The sequence below is a fragment of the Halorussus caseinilyticus genome (assembly GCF_029338395.1).
In the GTDB taxonomy this organism is placed as follows: Archaea; Halobacteriota; Halobacteria; order Halobacteriales; family Haladaptataceae; genus Halorussus; species Halorussus caseinilyticus.
This window is the reverse complement of the sequence record NZ_CP119809.1, coordinates 2,592,976-2,613,135: the sequence shown is the minus strand read 5'-3', so window position 1 is coordinate 2,613,135 and position 20,160 is coordinate 2,592,976. Positions and strand designations below refer to the sequence as shown.

Below are 20,160 nucleotides of genomic sequence, written 5' to 3'. Positions count from 1 at the left end.
GTCCGCGCTCACGTTCGTTCGCTCGCGGTGGAAATCACTGGGTTCGGACGCTCTCGGTCAGTACCGCAGTTCGCTCGGCGGTTTGACGACGACCTCGGTCTGCGGTTCGTCTTCGGCTTCGGTGACGACGTGGGCGACGGACTCCTTGTTCTCGGGCAGGTCTCGTTCGCGCTCGGCGACCATCAGGACGAACGTCCGCCGGAGGTCGGGGACCTTCTTGCGGTACTTCCGGAGCTGAGAGAGCAGTCGTTCGCGGCTACTGTAGCTCCCAGCTAGTTTGACTTCGATGACGTACTGGCGGTCCTCCCGCTCGTGTGACACGAGCAAATCGACGCTACTCCGACCGAACTTGGCCTCCTGTTCGACCGCGTACGGTTGGTCGGCGAGGCGATACTGGAGGCCCTGAAACAACTCCGAGCAAATCCACGCCTCGCGGACCGAACTACTGTTCTCGTGGCCCGCATTCGCCGAAATCTCGACCCCGTTCAGGACGTGGCGGAGGCGAGTCGTCACTCGCTGTGGTCCGTCGTCGTCGAACTCCTCCCGAATCGTCTCCACGAGGGCTTCGTAACTACACTCGCCGTCGTCCATCGCCCGCTTCAGCGAGCGCCGAATTCGCTCCACGAACGCCGACTTGTCGCCGTCGTACTCGGTCACACGTGGACAGTGCGCCCGACGGACCGACCGGAGTTCGGCGACCGTGAGACTCCGGAGTATCTGTTTCAACGCTCCAGCGCGCGGCATACCCGTCGGTACTTCGATACGGGAAGATAAACGCACCGACACGAGCGCGACGACGGGGGGAAGCTACCCCGCGTCCAGAATCTCGAACAGCGCCTCGCTATCGCCGTCCATCCGTGACAGAAGGTCACGCATCGCCGCTTTCGACTCGTCGGTCACTTCGGCGTGGACCATCCCCTCGTTCGGTTGGCCGTAGACCACGCTCGCGCCGAGTGGCGCGGCGACGATGGCGGGCAGAGCCACGAGGTCCTCCTCGCCCTCGACCACGAGGACGGTTGGTTCGGGGTCCACGATGGCTTCGCGGAGGGCTTCGACCAACTCGCGGGAGAGACCCCCGGCGGGGTTCTCGACGTGGACCTCGCGGGTCTCACCGCCGAGGCGCGCGACGCCCTCGGCTACTCTGTCTTCGACTTCCTCGCGCTTGGTCAGGCCGTCCACGACGGCCACGTCGGGCACAGTCCCGGCGCGTTCGAGGTGGTAGGTCACGACATCGCCCACCGCGAGGAGCGGACCGTCGATTTCCGAGAGTAGCGACTCGGCGTCGGTGAAAAGGGGACCCATCGGCTCCTTTAGCTCCCCGCGCATCGCGTCGGGGAGCGTGACGAGAACGTCGCTCACGGCGTTCCCGTCCTACCGGACCTTCAGCGCGTACTTGCCCGGCTTGGTCACTTCCATCTCCTCGGCGATTTGGCTCTCGTCGGGGTGGGCGATGATGACGTAGCCGCTCCAGTCCTCGGTGAGGCTGGTCGAACCGCAGATGGGACAGGTGTCCTCGTCGGGTTCGGCGACGGCGTGGCATTCGCGGCAGGCGAGGCGGTCACCGGCCATCGTTATTCACTCTCGGTGGTCGCTTGGCGCTTCTCGCGCTCTTCTTTCAGCCACCCGTGCTTGCCGAGACCCACCTGCTTTGCGGTGAGACCGATTTTGCTCTCGCGGGGGTTGCGCTCGTCGATGCTCTTGGTGACGATGCGCGCCCGCACCGAGTCGCCGACACCGAGCGTGCGGTTCGACTCTCGGGAGGCGAGCATCTGGCCCTCCTCGTCGTAGGCGAGATACTCGTCCGAAATCTGGGAGACGTGGAGCAGGCCGTCCACCGGACCGATGCCGACGAAGGCACCGAAGTTGACGACTTCCACGATTTCCCCGTCCACGACTTCCTGCATCTGTGGGTCGAACGTAACCGCGTCGAACTCCGCTTCGTAGTAGACGCCCGGTCGGTTCGGCAGGACCGCGCCGTCGCCGATGTCGTGAACGTTCACGACGCTGACGACGCTCCCGACATCTTCGTCCATCCGACCCTCTAACTTGTCCTGCAGTAGCTTCTTCACTAGATTCGGCGTCACGTCCGCGAGGTGTTCTGGGGGGACCTCGACTGTATCCTTGAGTCTGACCCGTTTGTACATGCTAAGGTTTGCTAATTGCGAGTTTGTTCCGGGCCCTTATATGAATTACCGGTGCGCCCGCGTCGAGCAGACGCTCCTTGAGGGGGCCGTCGTTCGTGACGACGTACTCGAACTCGGGGGCGAGTTCGACCAGCGCGTCGTCCGCGTACGATGCTTCGTGTTCGACTGTTCGACATCTGTCGGCCGCCAAGTCCGCGCCGACGCTGGCCGCGACTGCTTGCGCACTCGCGCCCTCCGAGAGTTTTGCGAGTTCGTCGCGGACCGCCCGCGGGACGACACAATCGAAGTCGCCCAGCAGACGCTCCACCTCCTCGAAGAGGCGCACGTCGCACTCGACCGGCATCATGAGCGCGCTGGTGTCCATGGCGACCGTAGCGACCATGCTATTCGCGCAGGGTGCCGACCCCGATGAGCCGCCAGCGCGCACCGATGCGGCGGTTGATGGCGATTTGGGCACCTTCAGGCGCGCACACCGGGCGCTTGAGCGTGACCTCGCACTCGCCCTCGCGGGCGCTGGTCACGGACCCGACCGTCGTCGCGGTGCCGATGGTTAGCATCAGCGGTTCGCCGGTCGAGATGTCGTCGATGTCTTGGTCGTCGAGTCCGACGAGGCGTTCGAGCAGGTCCACTTCCATCGTGAACTTGTTCCACGTCGGGGGAAGCGTGCCGGGCGTCCCGGCCACCTGTCCCGCCAAGGCGTCGCCTTTCGTGAGGCTCGGGTCGAGACCCGTGCCGACGCCGAGCAGTCCGCCCGGCGTCACCTCGTCTACCATGTCGCCGCCCGCCTGAAGCGAGCGCACGTCGGTCTCGACGGATTCCCATCGGGTCTGTCCGCCTTCTTCGACTTCGCGGCCGGGGCGGAGTTCGAGTTCGTCTCCCTCCGTGAGTTTGCCTTCGACCAGACTGCCGCCGAGGACGCCGCCCATCAGACCGTCCCACGTCGTGCCGGGTCGGTTGATGTCGAAACTCCGGGCGACGTGCATCCGCGGGTCGGCGTCGGGGTCGCGCTCGGGCGTCGGAATCTCCTCTTCGACCGCCTGAATCAGCAGGTCGATGTTGACCTCCTGTTGGGCGGAGATGGGGACGACCGGCGCGTCTTCGGCGACGGTGCCCTCCACGAACTCCTGAATCTCCTCGTAGTTGCGCTCGGCCTGCTCGCGGTCCACGAGGTCGATTTTGTTCTGCGCGATGACGATGTTCTCGATGCCGATGATGTCCAACGCCATCAGGTGTTCTTCGGTCTGTGCCTGCGGAACGGGGTCGGTCGCCGAGACGACCAGCACCGCGCCGTCCATGATGGCCGCGCCCGACAGCATCGTCGCCATCAGCGTCTCGTGTCCGGGGGCGTCCACGAACGACACCGTGCGAAGCGGTTCGCTCTCGCTACCGTCGGGGCACGTCTCGTCTACCGTATATCGCTCCGGCTCGTCGAGGCCGGGACACTGCCGGAACGTGGCGTCTGCGTACCCGAGCCGGATGGAGATGCCACGTTTCATCTCCTCGGAGTGCTGGTCAGTCCACTCGCCGGAAAGCGCCTGCACGAGCGTTGTCTTTCCGTGGTCTACGTGACCGACCAGTCCGATATTCACCTCCGGTTGGGCGTGTTTTCCTGTCAAAGTTGACCTCCTGAAGTAATTCTACTGGAAGATTCGCCCCGAACGACTGATAAACCTACTGTTCTCGGTCGGGCGTCCGGAGCCACTCGAATCCTACACGGTCGATTCATCGGGTCGGCCGAGTCGCGGCCTTCGCTTTCGTCTCTCGTCGGTAAACGTCGTAGAGGACACCCGCCGTTATCAGCACGCCTGCGAGGACGACGAGCCGGTTCTCTCCGTCGTCGAGCGGGCTAGCAGTCGCTGGATGTACGTCGAACTCCCGACCTTTCGTGATTCGTTCGTCCAGCGACATCGCTCTTCAGGGAGAAGCATCTACGCGAGTAAAGCAGTTTCGGCCGCGAGCGCCCCGAGTAAAAATTAGAAAATTTACATAAACGGCGTTAAGGCAACACTTTAGCCGATAGCGGTCGCAGTACTGTCGCATGAGCGGAACTACCGGGCCGAACACGGACCTCGGCGACCCTGAGGAGTCCCCTGTTCAGGACTGCGAGAACTGCGTGGCTCCGGCCGAGGCGTTCTCGGTCATCGCCAACGAGACGAGACTGTCGATTCTGGAGGCGCTCTGGCAGGCACCCGACCGGCCGGTGACGTTCTCGGACCTCCGGCGGGACGTGGGAATGGCCGACAGCGCGCAGTTCAACTACCACCTCAAACAGCTCACCGACCACTTCGTGGTCCGGACCGACGACGGCTACGACTTCCGGCAGGCCGGGAAAAAGGTCGTCCGAGCGATTCTGGCGGGGTCGTTCAACGAACACCCCGAGATGGGACCCTTCGAAATCGAGGGGACTTGTGCCGACTGTGGCGCGAACTTGCAGGCCTACTACGACGACGAGATGCTCGCCATCGACTGCACCGACTGCGGGAAGAACCACGGCCGGTACCCGTTCCCGCCGGGCGGACTCAACGACCGGTCCCGCGAGGAGATTATGGACGCGTTCAACCAGCGCGTGCGCCACCTCCACTGTCTGGCCGCCGACGGCGTGTGTCCGGAGTGCAACGGCCGGATGACCACCACCGTCACCCGCGACGCCGAGGACTACCTCGGCCTAGAAGTCCGCGTGGACCACGAGTGCGAGCAGTGTCGCCACCAACTCTACTCGGCGGTGGGCCTGTCGCTTCTGGACCAGTCGGACGTGGTGACGTTCCACCGCGAACACGGCGTGGACCTCTGTACGACGCCCTACTGGAGGCTCGCGTGGTGCGTCAGCGACCAGCACACGACCATCCTCTCGGCGGACCCGTGGAAGCTACGGGTCGAGATTCCGCTGGACGACGAGACGCTCTCGGTGACGCTCGACGGCGAGTTGAACGTGCTGGAACTCGACCGGACGTGCGGGTCGGCGTCCCCCGATGACGGCGCGCAGGCGATTTCGGATTGACAAAGGAAATTATTTCTTTTGCGATTAAGGGGTTCTCTCTAACACTCATTTTGGTTTTCATAGGCTCAGTAGATATTGCTCACGGTCGGCGTCACAGCCGTCGGCGAACGCCCGGCCGACCAACCACCGGCGAACGCCCGGCCGACCAACCACCGGCGAACGCCCGGCCGACCAACCACCGGCGAACGCCCGGCCGACCAACCACCGGCGAACGCCCGGCCGACCAGCCGCCGGGGTGGGATAAAGGGGCCGCCCGCTCGCGTTTATCGTGGTCGTCTGACCGACCTCTATCCGAGCGAGCGAAGCGAGCGAGGATACGTCGGTCAGCGACCGCGAGCGGGTGGGGGCTTTCGAGGACTTCTTTGCCGTCGTCTTTCCTGCGGTTGCGGTGCTGTTGCGTAGCGAGCGGGCGGGGGCTTTCGAGGTCTTCATCGTCGCGGTTCTGGCGGCGACAGTAGCAGTGCAGAGCGAGCGGATGGGGACTTTCGAGGAAGATACGGTCTCTCCGGTTCCTGCGGTCGCTGTCGTGGTACGTAGCGAACGAACGGACGAAACAGAACCGTCCCGAAACTCGGCGCTACCGATTCTCGGCCAACCAGTCCGCGAACTTCGCCAGCGCCCGTCCGCGGTGGGAAATCGCGTTCTTGCGCTCGGTACTCATCTCGGCCATCGTCGTGCCCTCGTGTTCGAAGATGGGGTCGTAGCCGAATCCGCCCTCGCCCCGCGGCGCGACGATGCGACCCGGCACCGCGCCGTCGAACGTCTCGGTCGTCTCGCCGTCGTGGTAGGCGACGATACACCGGAAGCGCGCGCGGCGATTCTCCTCCATCTCCACGAGGTTCCAGACGCGCTCGACGCCCACGGTGTCCTCGACGTACGACGAGTAGGGACCGGGGAACCCGCCGAGCGAATCCACGAACAGGCCCGCGTCGTCCACGACCACGGGGTCCTCGCCGCCGGTCTCCTCGAAGGCCTCCTTCGCTCCGGCGACGGCGATTTCCGCGAGGTCGTCGCTCTGCATCTCGGTGTAGTCGTAGTTGACCTGTTCCACGTCGTCGGTGAGATACTCGCGGGCCTCTGCGACTTTCCCCTCGTTGCTCGTCACGAATCTGATGGTCACGTTGTCGGGTCCTCCGGTTGGTTCCCGGTCGGACTGGGCGGCGGTTATAGCCGACGGTTTGCGGGCGGAGTGGTAGGCGAGAGCGAATCGTGTGAAGACGGCGAGATAGCTACAAGTCTGAGCCACTGGAGACCGCAACCGCACCGCGACAGCACAGCACCACACCGCGACAGCACAGCACCGCGCTCCGACAGCACTCCGACCGCACCGCCACCGCGCCCCGACCCTCCCCGCGTGCGTCTGCGCTCGCGGGGAACCGCGAGCGCGAGCGCAGACGCGGCGCATCACTGTGAGTGGTGAGTCCTGTGAGTGGTGAGTCGGGCGCGTCCCGTGGTCTGTCGCGCCGAGCGCGTCCGAAGTGGTAGTGACACTTCGAGCCAACCCCCGCGTCCGCGACGATTCGTCGGACCGAGGAGGACACAGGTCCGAAATCGCAACCCCTTACCTCGCCCGGCGATTCTCACCGGACATGAGTACGATTCGAGTCGCGTGGGGAACGGGAACGGGACCCACGGAGATGTCGGCCTACGACGCCGCGCTCGCGGACGCCAACCTCCACAACTACAACCTCGTCGCCGTCTCGTCGGTCATCCCGGCCGACGCCGAAGTCGAGGCGGTCGGCACCGCCCCGGACCTCGGTCCGGCGGGCGAGCGCCTGACCGTCGTCGAGGCGTCCGCGACTCGGGCGGGTCCGGGCCACGTCTCGGCCGCGCTGGGGTGGACGGCGAGCGAGGGCGAACCGGACGCCGACGGGAGCGGTCCCGGCCTGTTCTACGAGGCCGCGGGCGAGACCGACCCCGAGGTCGTGGCCGAGCGAGTCCGGACCGGACTCGCGGCCGGACGCGACCTGCGCGAGTGGACGTTCACCGACGAGCGCATCGAAACCGCGACCATCGACCCCGACGCCGGAACCTACGCTTCGGCGGTCGTGATAGCGGCCTACGGCGAGAGCGAGCCGATTTGCTGACGAGGGTGCGCTCGTTTACCGTGACATCCTTTCCCGAAGCCGAGGGCTTTTATAATATCCGGCCCTAACCCACTGGCGTTAGACAGATGAACGGAAACACCCCCTACGCGGGCGTCCCCGGCAAGACGCAGGCAGGTCAGCGCGCGAACGCCGACGTGCCGGACCTCTCCCCCGAGCAGAAGCAGTCGCTTCGTGACAGCATCACCGACATCGCGTCCCGGACCCGCGAGTTCCTCCCCGACGAGTACGTCGTCGGGTCGAAGGTCGCCGACGACGGTAACGGACCGCAGGCGCAGGTGTCGGTCCAACCGCCGGTCGGCCACCCGGTCAGCGCCGGTTTCAGCCCCAGCATCGAGGACTTCGACGGCGACGACCTAGACACCCACGAGGAGGCGGAAGTCGCTCGCGGTCTCGCGGCCAGCGCCGCCATGCAGGTCAAGCAGATGATGGGCGACAACATCACCCCGACCGGTCGATAAGGCTACGCCGACGACCCGCCGACCGGCCCGCGCGGACCGCGCCGCGTCGGTGGGTCACGGAAGAGGAGATGGCCGAGCGCAATCGCGGACAGCGCCGCACCTGCCGAGACGCCGACTTGCGTCGGGACGGAGAACAGTTTTCCGACGAGCAGTCCGACCAGCAACGGAAGCGGCAGGACTGCGAGCGCGAGGTCGTAGTAGGAGACGTTCGGTACTCCGGCGTTACCACTGGGTAGTTGGATTCGCCCGAGCATGAAATCACCGTCCGGTGGGACTGTCGGGTCTCTTTCGACTAAAAGTTATTGCTCAGTAGTAGCTCTCAAGTCGTGGTTCTCGTCTCGGCGAGACCAGTCGAAGCGACGACGGTCTCGAAATCGAAAATCCGCGTCCGTTCGCTCCGACGAATCCGAACCGATTTCCTACTTCCCCCAGAAGGGGTCGCGCTTGCGCTGTTTGTCGAGGTACATCTGGAGGGCTTCCAACTCGTCCACCGGGATGTCGTCGGCGAGTTCCTGCTCTAGGATTTTGGCGTGCTTCTCGGGAATCTCCATCCAGAGTTCGTCGCCTTCCTCGATTTGGCGACCCACCGTCGGACCGTCGATGGCGACGCTCACGCGATTTCCGCTCCGGGCCTCGTCTACGTCGTCGCCCTGCTCCTGAATCCCTTTCAACTGGCCGACCCGCGTCGGGTCGTTGCCCTCGAACTTCACGACGTTGCTGTTCTTCTTGACGGTCCCCGAGAGAATCTCGACGCCGACCACCGCGGGGTCGTTCTGTCGGAATGTGTGGTCCTGCAGAATCTGGAACCGGGCGGGCCGGGTGATGTTGTCCAGCACCGTCTCCTGTTGGGCGCGTTCGAGTTCCTCGACGTACTCCTCGTACTCCTCGATGAGTCGGTAGATGACGCCGCTCTCGAACACCTTCACGTCGGTCTCCTCGACTTTCCGCTCGGCGTCGGCGAGTACGTCCACGTTGAACGCGAGGATGGTCTTGTGCTTGTCCTCGTTGGCGGTCGAAGCCACGCTGATGTCCCGCGGTGCCACGTCGCCGACTTCCGCCCGCATGATGGGGATTTCGGCCTCGTCCATCGCGTTGGCGATGGCCTCCAGACTGCCGAGAGTGTCGGCCTTCACGACGACGCCCTGCTCTTGGGTCTGGACCTCGATTTCGGAGAGTTCGGCTCGGACCTCCGCGATGACTTCCTCGATGTCGCGGTCCCGGACGACCCGGACGGGCGCGCCCGCCATCGCCTTCCCGAGGTCTGGCGCGGCGATTTTGACGCCGGACGCGGCCGCGATTTCCTCGACCTTCTCGAAGCGGTCTTCGGTCCGAATCTCCGCGAGCGGTCGGGGCTTCAGGATGGCCCGCACGTCGGTCACGATGGGTTCGTCCAGACCGCCGACGACGATGGTCTCGTCCTCGCGGATGGTGCCGTCGTACAGCACCACGTCGAGGGTGGTCCCGAAGCCCTTCTCCTCTTTGACTTCGAGGACGGTGCCCGCGCCGGGACCCGTCACGTCGATGGCCATGTCCTCTTTCATGTACCGCTGGGCCAGTCCCATCAGGACGGTCAGGAGGTCGGGAATCCCCTCGCCGGTCTCGGCGCTGACGGGGACCACGCCGATGTTCCCGCGGAAGTCCTGCACTCGCCAGTACATGTCGGCCGAGAAGCCCTCGTCGCTCAATTCGCCGATGATTTCGTAGAGTTCCTCGTCCAGTTTCGAGTTCGCACGGTCGCTCTGGGCCTCCTTGGTCTGTTGGACCGGCGCGTCCTCGTTGGGCTTCCACCCCGGTATCGTGTCGATTTTGTTCGCGGCCACGACGAACGGCGTCTGGGACTGCTTGAGGATGCTGATGGCTTCGAGCGTCTGGGGTTGGAAGCCGTCGTTCACGTCCACGACGAGGATGGCGATGTCGGCCAGTGCGCCGCCGCGCGACCGGAGCGTCGTGAACGAGTGGTGGCCCGGCGTGTCGATAAAGAGCAGGCCGGGCAGGTCGAAGTCGCTCGGGTCGATGAGGCTTCCCGCCACCTTCGACACCACGTCGAGGGGGATGGCGGTCGCTCCGATGTGCTGGGTAATCGCGCCCGCCTCGCCTTCGATGACGGTCGAACCGCGGATTTTGTCCAGTAGACTAGTCTTGCCGTGGTCTACGTGCCCCAGTACGGCGACGATTGGGGTTCGCAGACCTTGTTCGCTATCGCGTGTATCTGTGTCAGGCATAGGCTACCACCGGGGGAAAGAAGGTTTCTTACTCAAGAGGTACTTCGCGCGGCATTTAACTTTTGCGAGGCTAGGTCTCTGCGAGCGAGACGCCGCCGACGCGCCCGGCCGACCAGCAGACCACCGAGACGACTTCCGGGACGACGCGAGTCCGAAAGGAACTACACCGAAGACCGCGTTCCCCCTATCCTTTATATGGGAGCGCTCAGTAACCCCCCGTATGTCCGAAATCCTCGCCGAAAACCTCTCGGGGAAGGCCGTCATGGGGTCAGACGGGACAGAACTGGGTATGTTGTACAACATCACCATGGACCTCAAGACGGGCGAACTCTCGGACTTGCTCGTCGAACCGGACGAACAGTTGAACAGTGACGCGGTGGAGTTCGGCTCCGACGAACAGGGTCGATTTCAGGTCCCCGTGCAACGAGTGCAGGCAGTAAAAGATTACATCGTCGTTCAGCGGTAAATGTACGTTCTAGACGCCTCAGCCTTCATCAACGAGTATCACACCAGCGCGGACACGGCGACCATTCCGATGGTCCGCGAGGAACTAGAAGACGAGAGCGCCTATCGCTTCGACGCGATGGAAGGCTCCGGGATGCACATCCACATCCCGCAGGACGGTGCGGTCGAGCGAGTCCGCCGGGCCGCCGGGGAGACCGGCGACGCCGAGGAACTCTCGACCACCGACATCCGCCTCATCGCGGCCGCCTTCGAACTTGACGCGACCCTCGTCACCGACGACTACGCCATGCAGAACGTGGCCGAACACATGGACGTGAGCGTCGACATCATCGCTCAAGACGGCATCTCCGAACAGCGCGATTGGCTCTTCCAGTGTCAGGGATGCGGCCGCGAGTTCGACGAGAACAAAGACCGGTGCCCAATCTGCGGGAGCGAACTCACGCGCAAGAACCCCTCGAACGCCTGATTCACTCGACCTATCCGGTGTTACCGGACGACTTCGCCGACGCCCGAGTTCCGGAATCGGTCGGCGACGGCCGACCGAGGCTGGACTACTCGTCGGTCTGTATTTCTTCGAGACCCACCGTGACGAGTTGCTGGAGGACCTCTTGAGTCGTCAGGTCGTACTCGCGGGCCAGCGCCTCGATGCGCTCGGCGAGGTCCCGCTCGCACGTGAACGAATAGCGACGCTCCATGCAATTTTCGAAAGTGATTGGAGCTGTTAAATCTACGTCAGACGCGAGGCGGACGCGGGACAGACGCACAGCACACGCCGTCGTTTTGCGACCCAAACCGCGCCGGGTCGTCGGCTACACGCCGCCCGACATCTGGAGGTACATCGCCGCGAAGATAACCGCGTCGAAGGTGCCGTGAATCGCGGCGGGGACCGTGAGATTGTCGGTCAGGAGGTACGACGCCCCGAGGACGAGCGAGAGGAAGAAGATGACTACGAGCGTACTCACCAGTCCGGGGAGGTCGGCCCCGGCCGCGTACGCCGGGATGTGCGCCAGCGCGAACACGACGCTGGCGACCAGCACGCCGCCCCACTCGCCGAAGGTGCCGTACAACGACTTCTGGATGATGTTGCGGTAGAGCAACTCCTCGCCGGGTCCGATGAGGAGCCACGACGCCGGAATCAACAGCAGGAGGACTTGGGGGTTGCCGCCCGAGGCGGCCTGTTGGACGCTGTGGTCGGCGGTACTCACGCCGAGTTCCGAGAAGACGGCCGCGACGAGCAGTTGCAACCCGAACAGTGCGACCACGCCGACGACGGTGTAGCCGAGGTCCCGCAGGTCCGGCACGCGGAAGTCGAGGTACGCGAGCGTCTTGTCCGTCCACTGGAAGTAGACGAGCGCGACGGTTCCGGTGCCGAACCCGAGTGCGACTGCGCCGATGGCGAGTTGGACGCCGGTGCCGGGTTCGCCGGGGAGAACTCCTCCCGCGATACCGAGCAGGAGACTCCCCCACAGCGAGATTGCGAACAAGCCCGCGAAGCCGACTGTGAGACTCCACGCGACTTCCTTCGCGGCGCGCCCGAGCGACTCGGGGAGTCCCCTGCCGTCGCCATAGGCCGCGATGACGCCGCCGATACCGCCGACGAACGCGAGCGTCACGCCCCACGGCGAGAGAGTCGGTGCTTCTGCGACGGGTGCGCTCGTGCCAGCGAGCGTGCCCGCGGTCGCTACGCCGACGTAGCCGACGATACCGAGACTGGCGACGCCAGCGACGAGCGACCCCGAACCGCGGGCGAGCAAGTCGCGCCGACGGAGGGCGAACGCGCCGAAGGCGGCGGTGCCGAGGACCGCGAGGACGACGTTTTCGACCGGGCCGACCCCGACGGTCCCCCACGGGAACGCGGCGGCCGCGAGAGCGAGTCCGGCCAACACGACGCCGACGCTCGCGGCAGAACGGTCTTCCATACCTCGGACAAGGACCGGCCGGGCTAAAGTCCCTATGCTTGGGCGCGGCGGGTGTCGGTCGCGCCGCGCCAGCGCGAACCCGACCGACGGTTCCGCGATACTACGAGATTACTCGACCGTCAGCGTCGTCTTCTCGGCCACGGCGTCGGCCTCCTCGAAGTCCCCGCCGCCCAGCAGACCGCGGGCGGCCTTCTTGCCCCACTCGACCGCGGGTTGGGTGAACGTCGAAACGTCGGCGAGTTCGCCGTAGACGACGCAGGCGGCCTCCATGCCGTAGAGGAGTTCGCCGAGGCTTCGCTCGTCAATCCGGTCGATTTCGACCCGGACGTTGGGTTGGCTCGCGGCGGCCAGACTCGCTTCGGTGGCCTCGAACTCGGCGTCCAGCAGTTCGCCGAGCGACGACCCGCCGAGGTACGACAGGCCGTCGAGGTCCGTCTCGGGAATCTCGCGGTCGGCGCGCTCTTCCGGGCGGACGAGCGTGACCATCTTGTCGTGGGGTCCCGCGCGGTAGAGTTGAAGCTGAGAGTGCTGGTCGGTCGCGCCGAGCGCGCGGGCGGGAGTCTGTCCCCGCCCGTCCTTACCGAGGCTCTCGGCCCACAACTGGGCGAACCACTCGGCGAACGTTTCGAGCGACTCGGCGTAGGGCATCACGGCGTTGACTCCGGCACCGCGCTCTTCGAGGGCGTAAGAGGTCGCGCCGTAGGCGTAGGCCGGACTCTCGTAGAGCGACCCTGCGAGGCGGTCCGCCTCGTCGCTCGCGCCCGCCAGAATCGCGTCGAGGTCGTGGCCGCAAATCGCGGCGCAGGCGAGTCCGACCGTCGAGAGGACCGAGAACCGACCGGGCACGCCGTCGGGGACCGAGAGCGCGGGCAGGTCTTCCTTCTCGGCGAGTCGCCGGAGGTTGCCCTCCTCGCCGGTCGTGACGAAGGTCCGGTCGGTCCAATCGACGCCCACGTCGGCCATCGCCTCGCGGACGACGAGGAAGTTGGCGAGCGTCTCGGCGGTGGTTCCGGAGCGCGAAACCACGTTGACCGCCGTCGAGTCGAGCGGCAGGGAGTCGAGCAACCGGGTGACGTGTTCGGGGTCCACGTTGTCGAGGAAGTAGGCGTCGGTCTCGGAGGGCAGGCCGTTTGCGAGGGTCGCGGCCCCGAGCGCCGACCCGCCGATGCCGACGGTCACGAGGGCGTCGGCGTCGGCGAACGGTTCGACCGCGGCCCGAATCGCGTCGGGGTCGGCGGTGTCGGGCAGGTTCAGCGCGGCGTAGCCGTGTTCGGCGTCCTCGCGGCCGCGCTGGATTCGCTCGTGGGCGTCGGCGACTCGCTCGTCGAGTTCGTCGAGTTCGGTGCTGGTGAGTCCGGGGTCGGCGACTTCCGACAGTGCGTTGCCGAGGTCAACTCGCATGTACCCCTATCCGCGACGGCGTAGGACTAAAATTGAGGTGGTGTTCGGCGCTCGTAGTTCCCGACAGCCGCGATGTAGCTCGATTCGGGACCGGCTTTTTCGTCTAACTGCGCCTACTAGTTTGTTAGAATATCAGTTCAAGGTGAAGTTTTAAGTAGCTGTTAGTATTTGTATATTTAGGAGAGAAAATAAAATGATTGACACTACCCTGACTCGCCGTCAGGTGCTCCACGGAATCGCCGCAGGTACGGCCACTACGGGACTTGCGGGCGCGGCAACCACGAAGCGCCCGACCCGGAAAATCGTCGGTCTGAGGGCCGACGAGTCCTTCGACCGGGCACGGGACGCGGCCGACGACGTGTACCGCGAACTCGACTTCGGTTCCGTCGGGAAGGCAGTCGCTGGCACGTTCTCCGAGAAGGCCCTGAAGGGTCTCCGGAAGAACCCCAAGGTCCGGTACGTCGAGGACGACGGCACGGTACGGGCGCTGTCCCAAACCCTGCCGTGGGGCGTCGACCGCGTGGACGCCGACGTGCTACACAGTAACGGCGAGACAGGTAACGGCGCAGACATCGCTATCCTCGACACGGGAATCGACGACGACCACCCCGACCTGCAAGCCAACCTCGGAACCGGCAAGGATTTCACCGGCACCGGAACGTGGGACGACGACAACGGTCACGGCACCCACTGTGCCGGAATTGCCAACGCCATCAACAATAGCCAAGGCGTCGTCGGCGTCTCCACCGAAGCCACCCTTCACTCCGTCAAGGTTCTCTACAGTAGCGGAAGCGGCGTGTTTTCCGACGTTGCCGCGGGCATCGAGTACGTCGCCAATCAGGGCTGGGACGTAGGGTCGATGTCGCTCGGCGATTCCACCGGGAGTTCGGCGCTTCAGGATGCGGTCGAGTACGCCCGGAACAACGGCGTGTTCCTCGTCGCCGCGGCGGGCAACTCCGGGCCATGTTCGGACTGCGTGGGCTATCCCGCGGCCTACCCGGAAGTCATGGCGGTCAGTTCGACCAACTCCAGCGACGGCCTGTCGAGTTTCTCCAGCACGGGTCCGGAAGTCGACATCGCCGCACCCGGTTCCAACGTCTACTCGACGTACGTCGGTGGCGGCTACGACACGCTCTCGGGGACCTCGATGGCCTGCCCGCACGTCGCTGGCGCGGGCGGCCAACTCATGGCGAACGGCGCGAGCAACTCGAACGCCCGCTACACGCTCGCGGAGACGGCCGAAGACATCGGTCTCGGAAACGACGAACAGGGTGCCGGTCTGCTCGACGCCAAGGCGGCGGTCGGCAGGGAAGACCCCTCCGTGACTACCGACGGCGGTGTCCCCGGACAGGGGAGTGTCACCATGTACGGCGAACTGCACGACATGGGTGCTGGCGCAAACTCCGCGGACGTGTGGTTCGCATGGGGCTTCCAGAACGAGGGCTTCCCGCACACGACCGGCAGGCAATCACTATCGTCACCCGGCGAATTTACGGCCGTGGTTGACGGACTGCGCGACGGCGAGACAATCCAGTTCAAAGCCGTCGCCGAAGACAACGACGACGGCGACAGGGACGAGGGCACCGTTCACCTAGAGGCGACCTTGATGCCGAAACCTTGACTGACTCCGAGCAGGCCCTTTCATCGCACCCCTTTTCACCTCGCACTCCCAACCTCTCGATGAGATGGGCGACACCCGAACCGAGAGCGACCCCGCCGAACCGTCCGGGTCCCGGAGCGTCGTGGTCGGCGCGTTCCGCCGAGCGTTCGCCGAGACCGACTCCCGACTGCTCAAGTCCTACGCCGTCGTGAGCGCGCTTCTCGGCGCGCTCACGTCGATTCTGCTCCTGCTGGCGTTCCCGGTGTGGGTGTTCAACACCACCGGCGGGTCGGAACTCGCCACCTTCTCGCGGGCGTTCCTCGTCGTCGGCGGGGTCCTCCTGCTGGTGGTGCTGGTCGCGCCCGTCTACTCGTCCGGGCGGCGGCACGCCCGCGGGACCGCGAGCGTCCGCGCGGACGCGACGCTCGCGCTCTCGGGCTACCTGTTCGTCCTGTCGCTGTACGTCTCGCTTCTGATTTCGGCTCCGCCGGGTCAACGCGAGACCCCGCCCGCGCTGGTCGCGCCCGCGGTGGAGTTTCTCTACTCGCTCCCGTCGGTCTACGCCGTCGCGCCGCCACTGCTGGCCGCGGCGCTGGTCGCCGCCGTCCACCGATTCGCGCGATAGCGGTCGCCTGCGGGGGCAAGCGCAACCGGGAAAAGCGCGGCCTCCGTAGGTCGAATTATGAGCGACTCCGACCCCAGCGAGAAGACGAGTACCTTCCTCGTCACCCACGCCGAGGGTAATTCGGCAGTCCTGAAGGACGTACGCGACGGGCAAGTTCACACGCTCTCCTCGAACCCCGGCGTCGAAGAGACTGACGCGGTGGAGGCCACCGTCGCGCCCGACCCGCCGATGAATCTCACGTGGTCGGTCGTGGAAGTCCAAGAGCGCCGCACCCTCTCGACGGAGCGAAGCGAGGAACCCCCGACGGTCCAAGAGCGCGAACTCGCCGACGAACAGGAAGTCGGCGAAGTCGCCCGCGAAGAACGCGCCGGAGACGGCGAGATTCACGTCCTCTCGGTCCCGCCCGAGGACACCGAGGACGCGGTGGCGGACGTACTGGACGACGAGGGAACGCTCTCGCGGGCGGCCCGACTCGGCGTCTCGCGCGTCGAAGTCCGCGCGGAGGAAGGCGTCGTCAGCGTGCGCTACATGCCGTAGCGGAGCGAGTTACACTTCGTTCGGTCCGCCCTCGCTCTGGACCTGCCAGCCACCCTGAATCCCGCAGGCCTCCCGGACCGAGAACTCGACTGCCGTGTCCGGGCCGAACGTCTCGCCGCCCTCGATTTCCTCGATTCGGAGCGGCACGTCTAAGGTACTGCCACAGCATCCGACGCCGACGAACTCCTCGAAAACGTCGCCCTGCCGAACCCGGTCGGTCTTGGTCTTGCGGAGGTACGCGACGAACGCGTCCTTCTCGACCTGAAACCGTCCCCAGTCGCTCAGGTCCTCGGGATACGAGACCACCACGCGGTCGGCGGGCGTGAGGTTCTCGTGTCGCTCGCGTAGGTTCTCGTCTCCTGTCGCCGTCTCGTCGGTATCTGTTCCCATGTCTCCGACTACGCGGGCGAAGGGTTTGAGCCTTCTTCCCGCGGGAACATCTCACGTGAAAGCGAACTGTATAAGAACACTTATTCACGGCCGTACCACATTCCACACCCATATGGTAGCGTTCGAAGTGCCGGAGGTGGACTACACCCAGTACACCAACCGGCAGTTGGCGGCGATACCCCTCGCAGTTCTCGCCGTCGCACTGCTGGTTATCCTCGGGTGGCAACTCACCACTGGCGCACCGGTACGGCTCGGTATGGAGTTTACTGGTGGCACGGAGCTACGCGTCCAGACTTCGACACCGCCCTCCGAAATTTCCACGGCGTTCGACGAGGAGGCGACGGTCACGCCCGTCCAGACCTCCGCGAACACCTACATCGTGACGTTCCCGCCTGAGGCCGAAGACATCGCTCAGCAGGCGCGAAACAACTTAGAACCGGTACAGGGCCAGTCCACCGCGGACATGGTGAAGTCCGTGCAGGGGACCTCCGCGAGTTTCGGTGAATCGACCCAGCGACTCGCGCTGATGGGCATCGGTCTCGCGTTCGTCGGCATGAGCGTCCTCGTCTTCCTCATGTTCCGGACGTTCGTACCCTCCATCGCGGTGGTCATCTCGGCGTTCAGTGACATCGTGATTCCGGTCGCGCTGATGAACCTGCTGGGCATCCCGCTGTCGCTGGGTACGGTCGCGGCCCTGCTGATGCTCATCGGGTACTCGGTGGACTCCGACATCCTGCTGAACAACCACATCCTCCGCCGGTCGGGTGGGTTCTACGAGTCCACCCACCGCGCGATGCGGACCGGCGTGACGATGACCGTCACGTCGCTGTCGGCGATGGCCGTCATGTCGGTTGTCGCCTACTTCTTCGGCATCGACCTGCTGGCGTCCATCGGTATCGTCCTCGTCCTCGGTCTGGCGACCGACCTGATGAACACGTACATGCTCAACCTCAGCCTGCTTCGCTGGTACAAGTACGAGGGGGTGTCTCGATAGATGGACTTCCGAGACAACTGGCGAGTCATCCTGCTCGTCGTCTTCCTCGTGGTCAGCACGTTCGCGCTGTTCTCGCCCGGCGTCGGTGGCGACGCCGGTGGCGGCGACGGCGCAGTCGTAGAGGAGACCAGTAGCGGCCCGACCAACCTCCAGTTCGGTCTCGAACTCTCCGGTGGGACTCGCATCCGCGCGCCCGTCAACGGACTCACGGCCGAGAACGTGGACGTGCCGCGGGGGACCCAACCGCTCACCGTAGAGCGACGGGTCGCTGGGAACATCTCGGGCGTCACCGCTTCCGACGTGACCGTGCGCCTCGCGGCCGCGGCCAACGAGACGACTACCGTCGAAGTGTTCAGCGACAACGTTACCGAAGACGAGTTCGCAAGCGCCCTCCAGCAGGCCGGATACTACGCGGACGACACCACCGTCCGACAGGGCGTCACCGAGGAGACCCGAAGTACGGTCGTGCGCATCCTCCGGGACAAGATTTCGAAGGCCGGACTCTCGGGCGGCCGCGTCCAAGAGGTCGAAACCGCGGACAACCAGCACTTCGTGGTCATCGAGATGCCCAACACCAACCGGACCGAAGTCGAGGACCTCGTGACCGAACGCGGGAAGGTCGAAGTCGTCGCCACGTTCCCGGCCGACAACCAGACCGGCAACGGCACCCAGTACCGCCAAGTGCCCCTGCTCTCGCAGGGCGACTTCAGTAGCATCGGAACTGCTCAAGAGAGTTCCACGAGTGGTCCAAATGTTCCTGTCGTTCTGAATCAGCAGGCCGCCGAGAACTTCTCGAACGCGATGCGGAAGTTCGGGTTCGTCACCGAAGGCGTCGGCCAGTGTCGCTGGCGGACGAACCCCGAGGACCCCGGATACTGCCTGTACACCGTTAAGGACGGCGAAACCGTCTACGCCGCGAGCATGGGCGAGCGACTCGCGGGAACCTTCCGCCAAGAGAAGTTCACCCAGAGTCCGAGCTTCGTCATGACTACGACGAACATGTCCGAGGCGCGTGAACTCCAGATTCACCTGAACGCGGGTGCGCTCCCCGCCTCGCTGAACATGGAGCAGGGCACGTCGTACTTCCTCGCGCCGAGTCTGGCCGAGGAGTTCAAACTCTACTCGCTCATCACCGGACTGGTCGCGGTCGGCGCGGTCAGCGCCGTGGTCTTCCTCCGGTACGGAGACCCGAAGGTCGCCGCGCCGATGCTGGTGACGGCGCTTTCGGAAGTCGTCATCCTGCTCGGGTTTGCGGCCGCGGTCCAACTGCCGCTGGACCTCTCGCACATCGCCGGGTTCATCGCGGTCATCGGGACCGGGGTGGACGACCTCATCATCATCGCCGACGAGGTGATGTCGGAAGGCGACGTGTCTTCCTCGCGGGTGTTCCAGAGCCGCTTCCGCAAGGCGTTCTGGGTCATCGGTGCCGCCGCGGCGACGACCATCATCGCCATGAGTCCGCTGGCGGTCCTCTCGCTCGGGGACCTGCAAGGATTCGCCATCGTCACCATCCTCGGCGTCCTCATCGGGGTGCTGGTGACGCGCCCGGCCTACGGTGACATCCTGCGGAGTCTGCTGACCGAGAAGTAAACTCGCTTTCCGTCACTTCTTCGCTCGCTGGCGTCGTCCCGAACGAAACAGACATAAGTATGAATCGGATATGAATCGGTATGGGAGGGAGCGAAAAACGAAAAGTGGGGGAACGTGGACAGATAACGCTTCCCAAAGACCTGCGGAAACGGTTCGGCATCCACGGTGGAGACGAAGTTATCGTCAGCGAGGAAGACGACAAAATCGTCATCGAGACGCCGGTGTCGGAGGCCGACCTCGCGGAGGGGTATCGTCGTCGTGCGGACCGTGACCGGGAAATCGCCGACGCGTTCGACGGGGTTTCACGCGAAGCGGCTGAAAGAGTGGGCGATGTCCCCGACTGGTAACTCATGCAGGTTCGTCGTGGCGATGTGGTAGTCGTCGAACTCGACCCGACTCGTGGTTCCGAACAGCGAGGAACCCGCCCGTGTTTGGTCGTTCAGAACGATGTCGGGAACGAGAACGCGCCGACTACTGTCGTCGTTCCGTTCACGACTTCGTTCGGCGAAAGACTGTACCCGTTCGAGGTGCTAGTAACGACTGAAGAGTCCCCACTCCGCGAAGCTTCGGTTGCAGTTTGTAGCCAAATTCGTACGGTCTCCATCGACCAGCGGATTCGGGAGAACCTCGGAGCGATTCCGGACGACAAGATGGAAGAAATCGATACTGCTCTCGAGTACAGTTTGGGACTCCGGAACATATAAGACTC

At 64.8% G+C, this 20,160-nt stretch carries 27 protein-coding genes; 12 read left to right on the top strand and 15 right to left on the bottom strand.

What is annotated here, in order from left to right:
- Positions 1-57: 57 nt before the first annotated feature.
- From P2T60_RS13225 to P2T60_RS13195, 7 genes are all read right to left on the bottom strand, one after another.
- Complete coding sequence (locus tag P2T60_RS13225; protein WP_276279724.1) at positions 58-744, bottom strand: hypothetical protein; 687 nt, start codon at positions 742-744, stop codon at positions 58-60.
- Positions 745-807: 63 nt separating this feature from the next.
- Complete coding sequence (locus P2T60_RS13220; RefSeq protein ID WP_276279723.1) at positions 808-1,359, bottom strand: GTP-dependent dephospho-CoA kinase family protein; 552 nt, start codon at positions 1,357-1,359, stop codon at positions 808-810.
- 12 nt (positions 1,360-1,371) lie between these two features.
- Positions 1,372-1,569, bottom strand: coding sequence for a transcription elongation factor subunit Spt4 (gene spt4 / locus P2T60_RS13215; RefSeq protein WP_276279722.1), 198 nt, complete (start codon positions 1,567-1,569; stop codon positions 1,372-1,374).
- Between the two features lie 2 nt (positions 1,570-1,571).
- Complete coding sequence (locus P2T60_RS13210; RefSeq protein ID WP_137284470.1) at positions 1,572-2,144, bottom strand: DNA-directed RNA polymerase; 573 nt, start codon at positions 2,142-2,144, stop codon at positions 1,572-1,574.
- A 1-nt stretch (position 2,145) separates the two neighbouring features.
- Positions 2,146-2,526: a DUF188 domain-containing protein gene (locus tag P2T60_RS13205; protein WP_276279721.1), complete on the bottom strand. Its 381-nt coding sequence runs from the start codon at positions 2,524-2,526 to the stop codon at positions 2,146-2,148.
- Between the two features lies 1 nt (position 2,527).
- Positions 2,528-3,760 carry a translation initiation factor IF-2 subunit gamma gene (locus tag P2T60_RS13200; protein ID WP_276279720.1) on the bottom strand — a complete coding sequence of 411 codons (1,233 nt, stop codon included), beginning with the start codon at positions 3,758-3,760 and terminating at the stop codon, positions 2,528-2,530.
- A gap of 106 nt (positions 3,761-3,866) precedes the next feature.
- Complete coding sequence (locus P2T60_RS13195; protein WP_276279719.1) at positions 3,867-4,052, bottom strand: hypothetical protein; 186 nt, start codon at positions 4,050-4,052, stop codon at positions 3,867-3,869.
- Positions 4,053-4,182: 130 nt separating this feature from the next.
- Between P2T60_RS13195 and P2T60_RS13190 the strand changes: the two genes are divergently transcribed.
- Entirely contained in the window at positions 4,183-5,142 is a 960-nt protein-coding gene (locus P2T60_RS13190; RefSeq protein ID WP_276279718.1) for a winged helix-turn-helix domain-containing protein, read from the top strand.
- Between the two features lie 57 nt (positions 5,143-5,199).
- On the opposite strand, the gene P2T60_RS13185 is transcribed toward P2T60_RS13190, so the two are convergent.
- Both P2T60_RS13185 and rdgB read right to left on the bottom strand, forming a co-directional pair.
- Positions 5,200-5,574 (bottom strand): hypothetical protein, encoded by a 375-nt coding sequence (locus P2T60_RS13185; RefSeq protein WP_276279717.1) that lies wholly within the window; start codon positions 5,572-5,574, stop codon positions 5,200-5,202.
- A 145-nt stretch (positions 5,575-5,719) separates the two neighbouring features.
- Positions 5,720-6,262 (bottom strand): RdgB/HAM1 family non-canonical purine NTP pyrophosphatase, encoded by a 543-nt coding sequence (gene rdgB, locus P2T60_RS13180; RefSeq protein ID WP_276279716.1) that lies wholly within the window; start codon positions 6,260-6,262, stop codon positions 5,720-5,722.
- A gap of 469 nt (positions 6,263-6,731) precedes the next feature.
- Here rdgB and P2T60_RS13175 point away from each other — a divergent pair, with 469 nt between their 5' ends.
- Both P2T60_RS13175 and P2T60_RS13170 read left to right on the top strand, forming a co-directional pair.
- The gene (locus P2T60_RS13175) at positions 6,732-7,229 is read left to right on the top strand and encodes a pyruvoyl-dependent arginine decarboxylase (RefSeq protein ID WP_276279715.1); all 498 of its coding nucleotides are present in this window, start codon (positions 6,732-6,734) and stop codon (positions 7,227-7,229) included.
- Positions 7,230-7,315: 86 nt separating this feature from the next.
- Positions 7,316-7,708, top strand: coding sequence for a DUF5811 family protein (locus P2T60_RS13170; RefSeq protein ID WP_276279714.1), 393 nt, complete (start codon positions 7,316-7,318; stop codon positions 7,706-7,708).
- Positions 7,709-7,710: 2 nt separating this feature from the next.
- Here P2T60_RS13170 and P2T60_RS13165 read toward each other — a convergent pair whose 3' ends face one another.
- Together P2T60_RS13165 and infB are read right to left on the bottom strand one after the other, a co-directional pair.
- Positions 7,711-7,962, bottom strand: a complete 252-nt coding sequence (locus P2T60_RS13165) for a DUF8015 family protein (protein ID WP_276279713.1) — start codon at positions 7,960-7,962, stop codon at positions 7,711-7,713.
- A 165-nt stretch (positions 7,963-8,127) separates the two neighbouring features.
- Positions 8,128-9,930: a translation initiation factor IF-2 gene (infB, locus tag P2T60_RS13160; protein ID WP_276279712.1), complete on the bottom strand. Its 1,803-nt coding sequence runs from the start codon at positions 9,928-9,930 to the stop codon at positions 8,128-8,130.
- Positions 9,931-10,150: 220 nt separating this feature from the next.
- Here infB and P2T60_RS13155 point away from each other — a divergent pair, with 220 nt between their 5' ends.
- A complete protein-coding gene (locus P2T60_RS13155) occupies positions 10,151-10,396 on the top strand; it encodes a PRC-barrel domain-containing protein (RefSeq protein WP_276279711.1) in 246 nt (81 codons plus the stop codon).
- A complete protein-coding gene (locus tag P2T60_RS13150) occupies positions 10,397-10,861 on the top strand; it encodes an NOB1 family endonuclease (protein WP_276279710.1) in 465 nt (154 codons plus the stop codon). It begins immediately after the preceding gene.
- An 85-nt stretch (positions 10,862-10,946) separates the two neighbouring features.
- Here the strand turns inward: P2T60_RS13150 and P2T60_RS13145 are convergent, their stop codons facing one another.
- The 3 genes from P2T60_RS13145 to P2T60_RS13135 all read right to left on the bottom strand — a co-directional run bounded on the left by P2T60_RS13145 (position 10,947) and on the right by P2T60_RS13135 (position 13,715).
- Complete coding sequence (locus tag P2T60_RS13145) at positions 10,947-11,090, bottom strand: CopG family transcriptional regulator (protein WP_276279709.1); 144 nt, start codon at positions 11,088-11,090, stop codon at positions 10,947-10,949.
- A 114-nt stretch (positions 11,091-11,204) separates the two neighbouring features.
- Positions 11,205-12,314 (bottom strand): CPBP family glutamic-type intramembrane protease, encoded by a 1,110-nt coding sequence (locus P2T60_RS13140; protein ID WP_276279708.1) that lies wholly within the window; start codon positions 12,312-12,314, stop codon positions 11,205-11,207.
- 108 nt (positions 12,315-12,422) lie between these two features.
- Positions 12,423-13,715 (bottom strand): glucose-6-phosphate isomerase, encoded by a 1,293-nt coding sequence (locus P2T60_RS13135; RefSeq protein ID WP_276279707.1) that lies wholly within the window; start codon positions 13,713-13,715, stop codon positions 12,423-12,425.
- Positions 13,716-13,908: 193 nt separating this feature from the next.
- Here P2T60_RS13135 and P2T60_RS13130 point away from each other — a divergent pair, with 193 nt between their 5' ends.
- The 3 genes from P2T60_RS13130 to P2T60_RS13120 all read left to right on the top strand — a co-directional run bounded on the left by P2T60_RS13130 (position 13,909) and on the right by P2T60_RS13120 (position 16,477).
- Positions 13,909-15,336: a S8 family peptidase gene (locus P2T60_RS13130; RefSeq protein WP_276279706.1), complete on the top strand. Its 1,428-nt coding sequence runs from the start codon at positions 13,909-13,911 to the stop codon at positions 15,334-15,336.
- A gap of 64 nt (positions 15,337-15,400) precedes the next feature.
- A complete protein-coding gene (locus P2T60_RS13125; RefSeq protein ID WP_276279705.1) occupies positions 15,401-15,940 on the top strand; it encodes a DUF8056 family protein in 540 nt (179 codons plus the stop codon).
- A 57-nt stretch (positions 15,941-15,997) separates the two neighbouring features.
- The gene (locus tag P2T60_RS13120) at positions 15,998-16,477 is read left to right on the top strand and encodes a DUF5812 family protein (RefSeq protein WP_276279704.1); all 480 of its coding nucleotides are present in this window, start codon (positions 15,998-16,000) and stop codon (positions 16,475-16,477) included.
- A 9-nt stretch (positions 16,478-16,486) separates the two neighbouring features.
- On the opposite strand, the gene P2T60_RS13115 is transcribed toward P2T60_RS13120, so the two are convergent.
- Positions 16,487-16,867 carry a DUF7968 family protein gene (locus P2T60_RS13115; protein WP_276279703.1) on the bottom strand — a complete coding sequence of 127 codons (381 nt, stop codon included), beginning with the start codon at positions 16,865-16,867 and terminating at the stop codon, positions 16,487-16,489.
- Positions 16,868-16,979: 112 nt separating this feature from the next.
- Between P2T60_RS13115 and secF the strand changes: the two genes are divergently transcribed.
- From secF to P2T60_RS13095, 4 genes are all read left to right on the top strand, one after another.
- Positions 16,980-17,861, top strand: coding sequence for a protein translocase subunit SecF (gene secF, locus P2T60_RS13110; RefSeq protein ID WP_276279702.1), 882 nt, complete (start codon positions 16,980-16,982; stop codon positions 17,859-17,861).
- Positions 17,862-19,451 (top strand): preprotein translocase subunit SecD, encoded by a 1,590-nt coding sequence (locus P2T60_RS13105; RefSeq protein WP_276279701.1) that lies wholly within the window; start codon positions 17,862-17,864, stop codon positions 19,449-19,451.
- An 80-nt stretch (positions 19,452-19,531) separates the two neighbouring features.
- Entirely contained in the window at positions 19,532-19,798 is a 267-nt protein-coding gene (locus P2T60_RS13100; RefSeq protein ID WP_276279700.1) for an AbrB/MazE/SpoVT family DNA-binding domain-containing protein, read from the top strand.
- Positions 19,799-19,801: 3 nt separating this feature from the next.
- On the top strand, positions 19,802-20,155 hold the full coding sequence (locus P2T60_RS13095) for a type II toxin-antitoxin system PemK/MazF family toxin (protein WP_276279699.1): 354 nt from the start codon (positions 19,802-19,804) through the stop codon (positions 20,153-20,155).
- Positions 20,156-20,160: the final 5 nt, after the last annotated feature.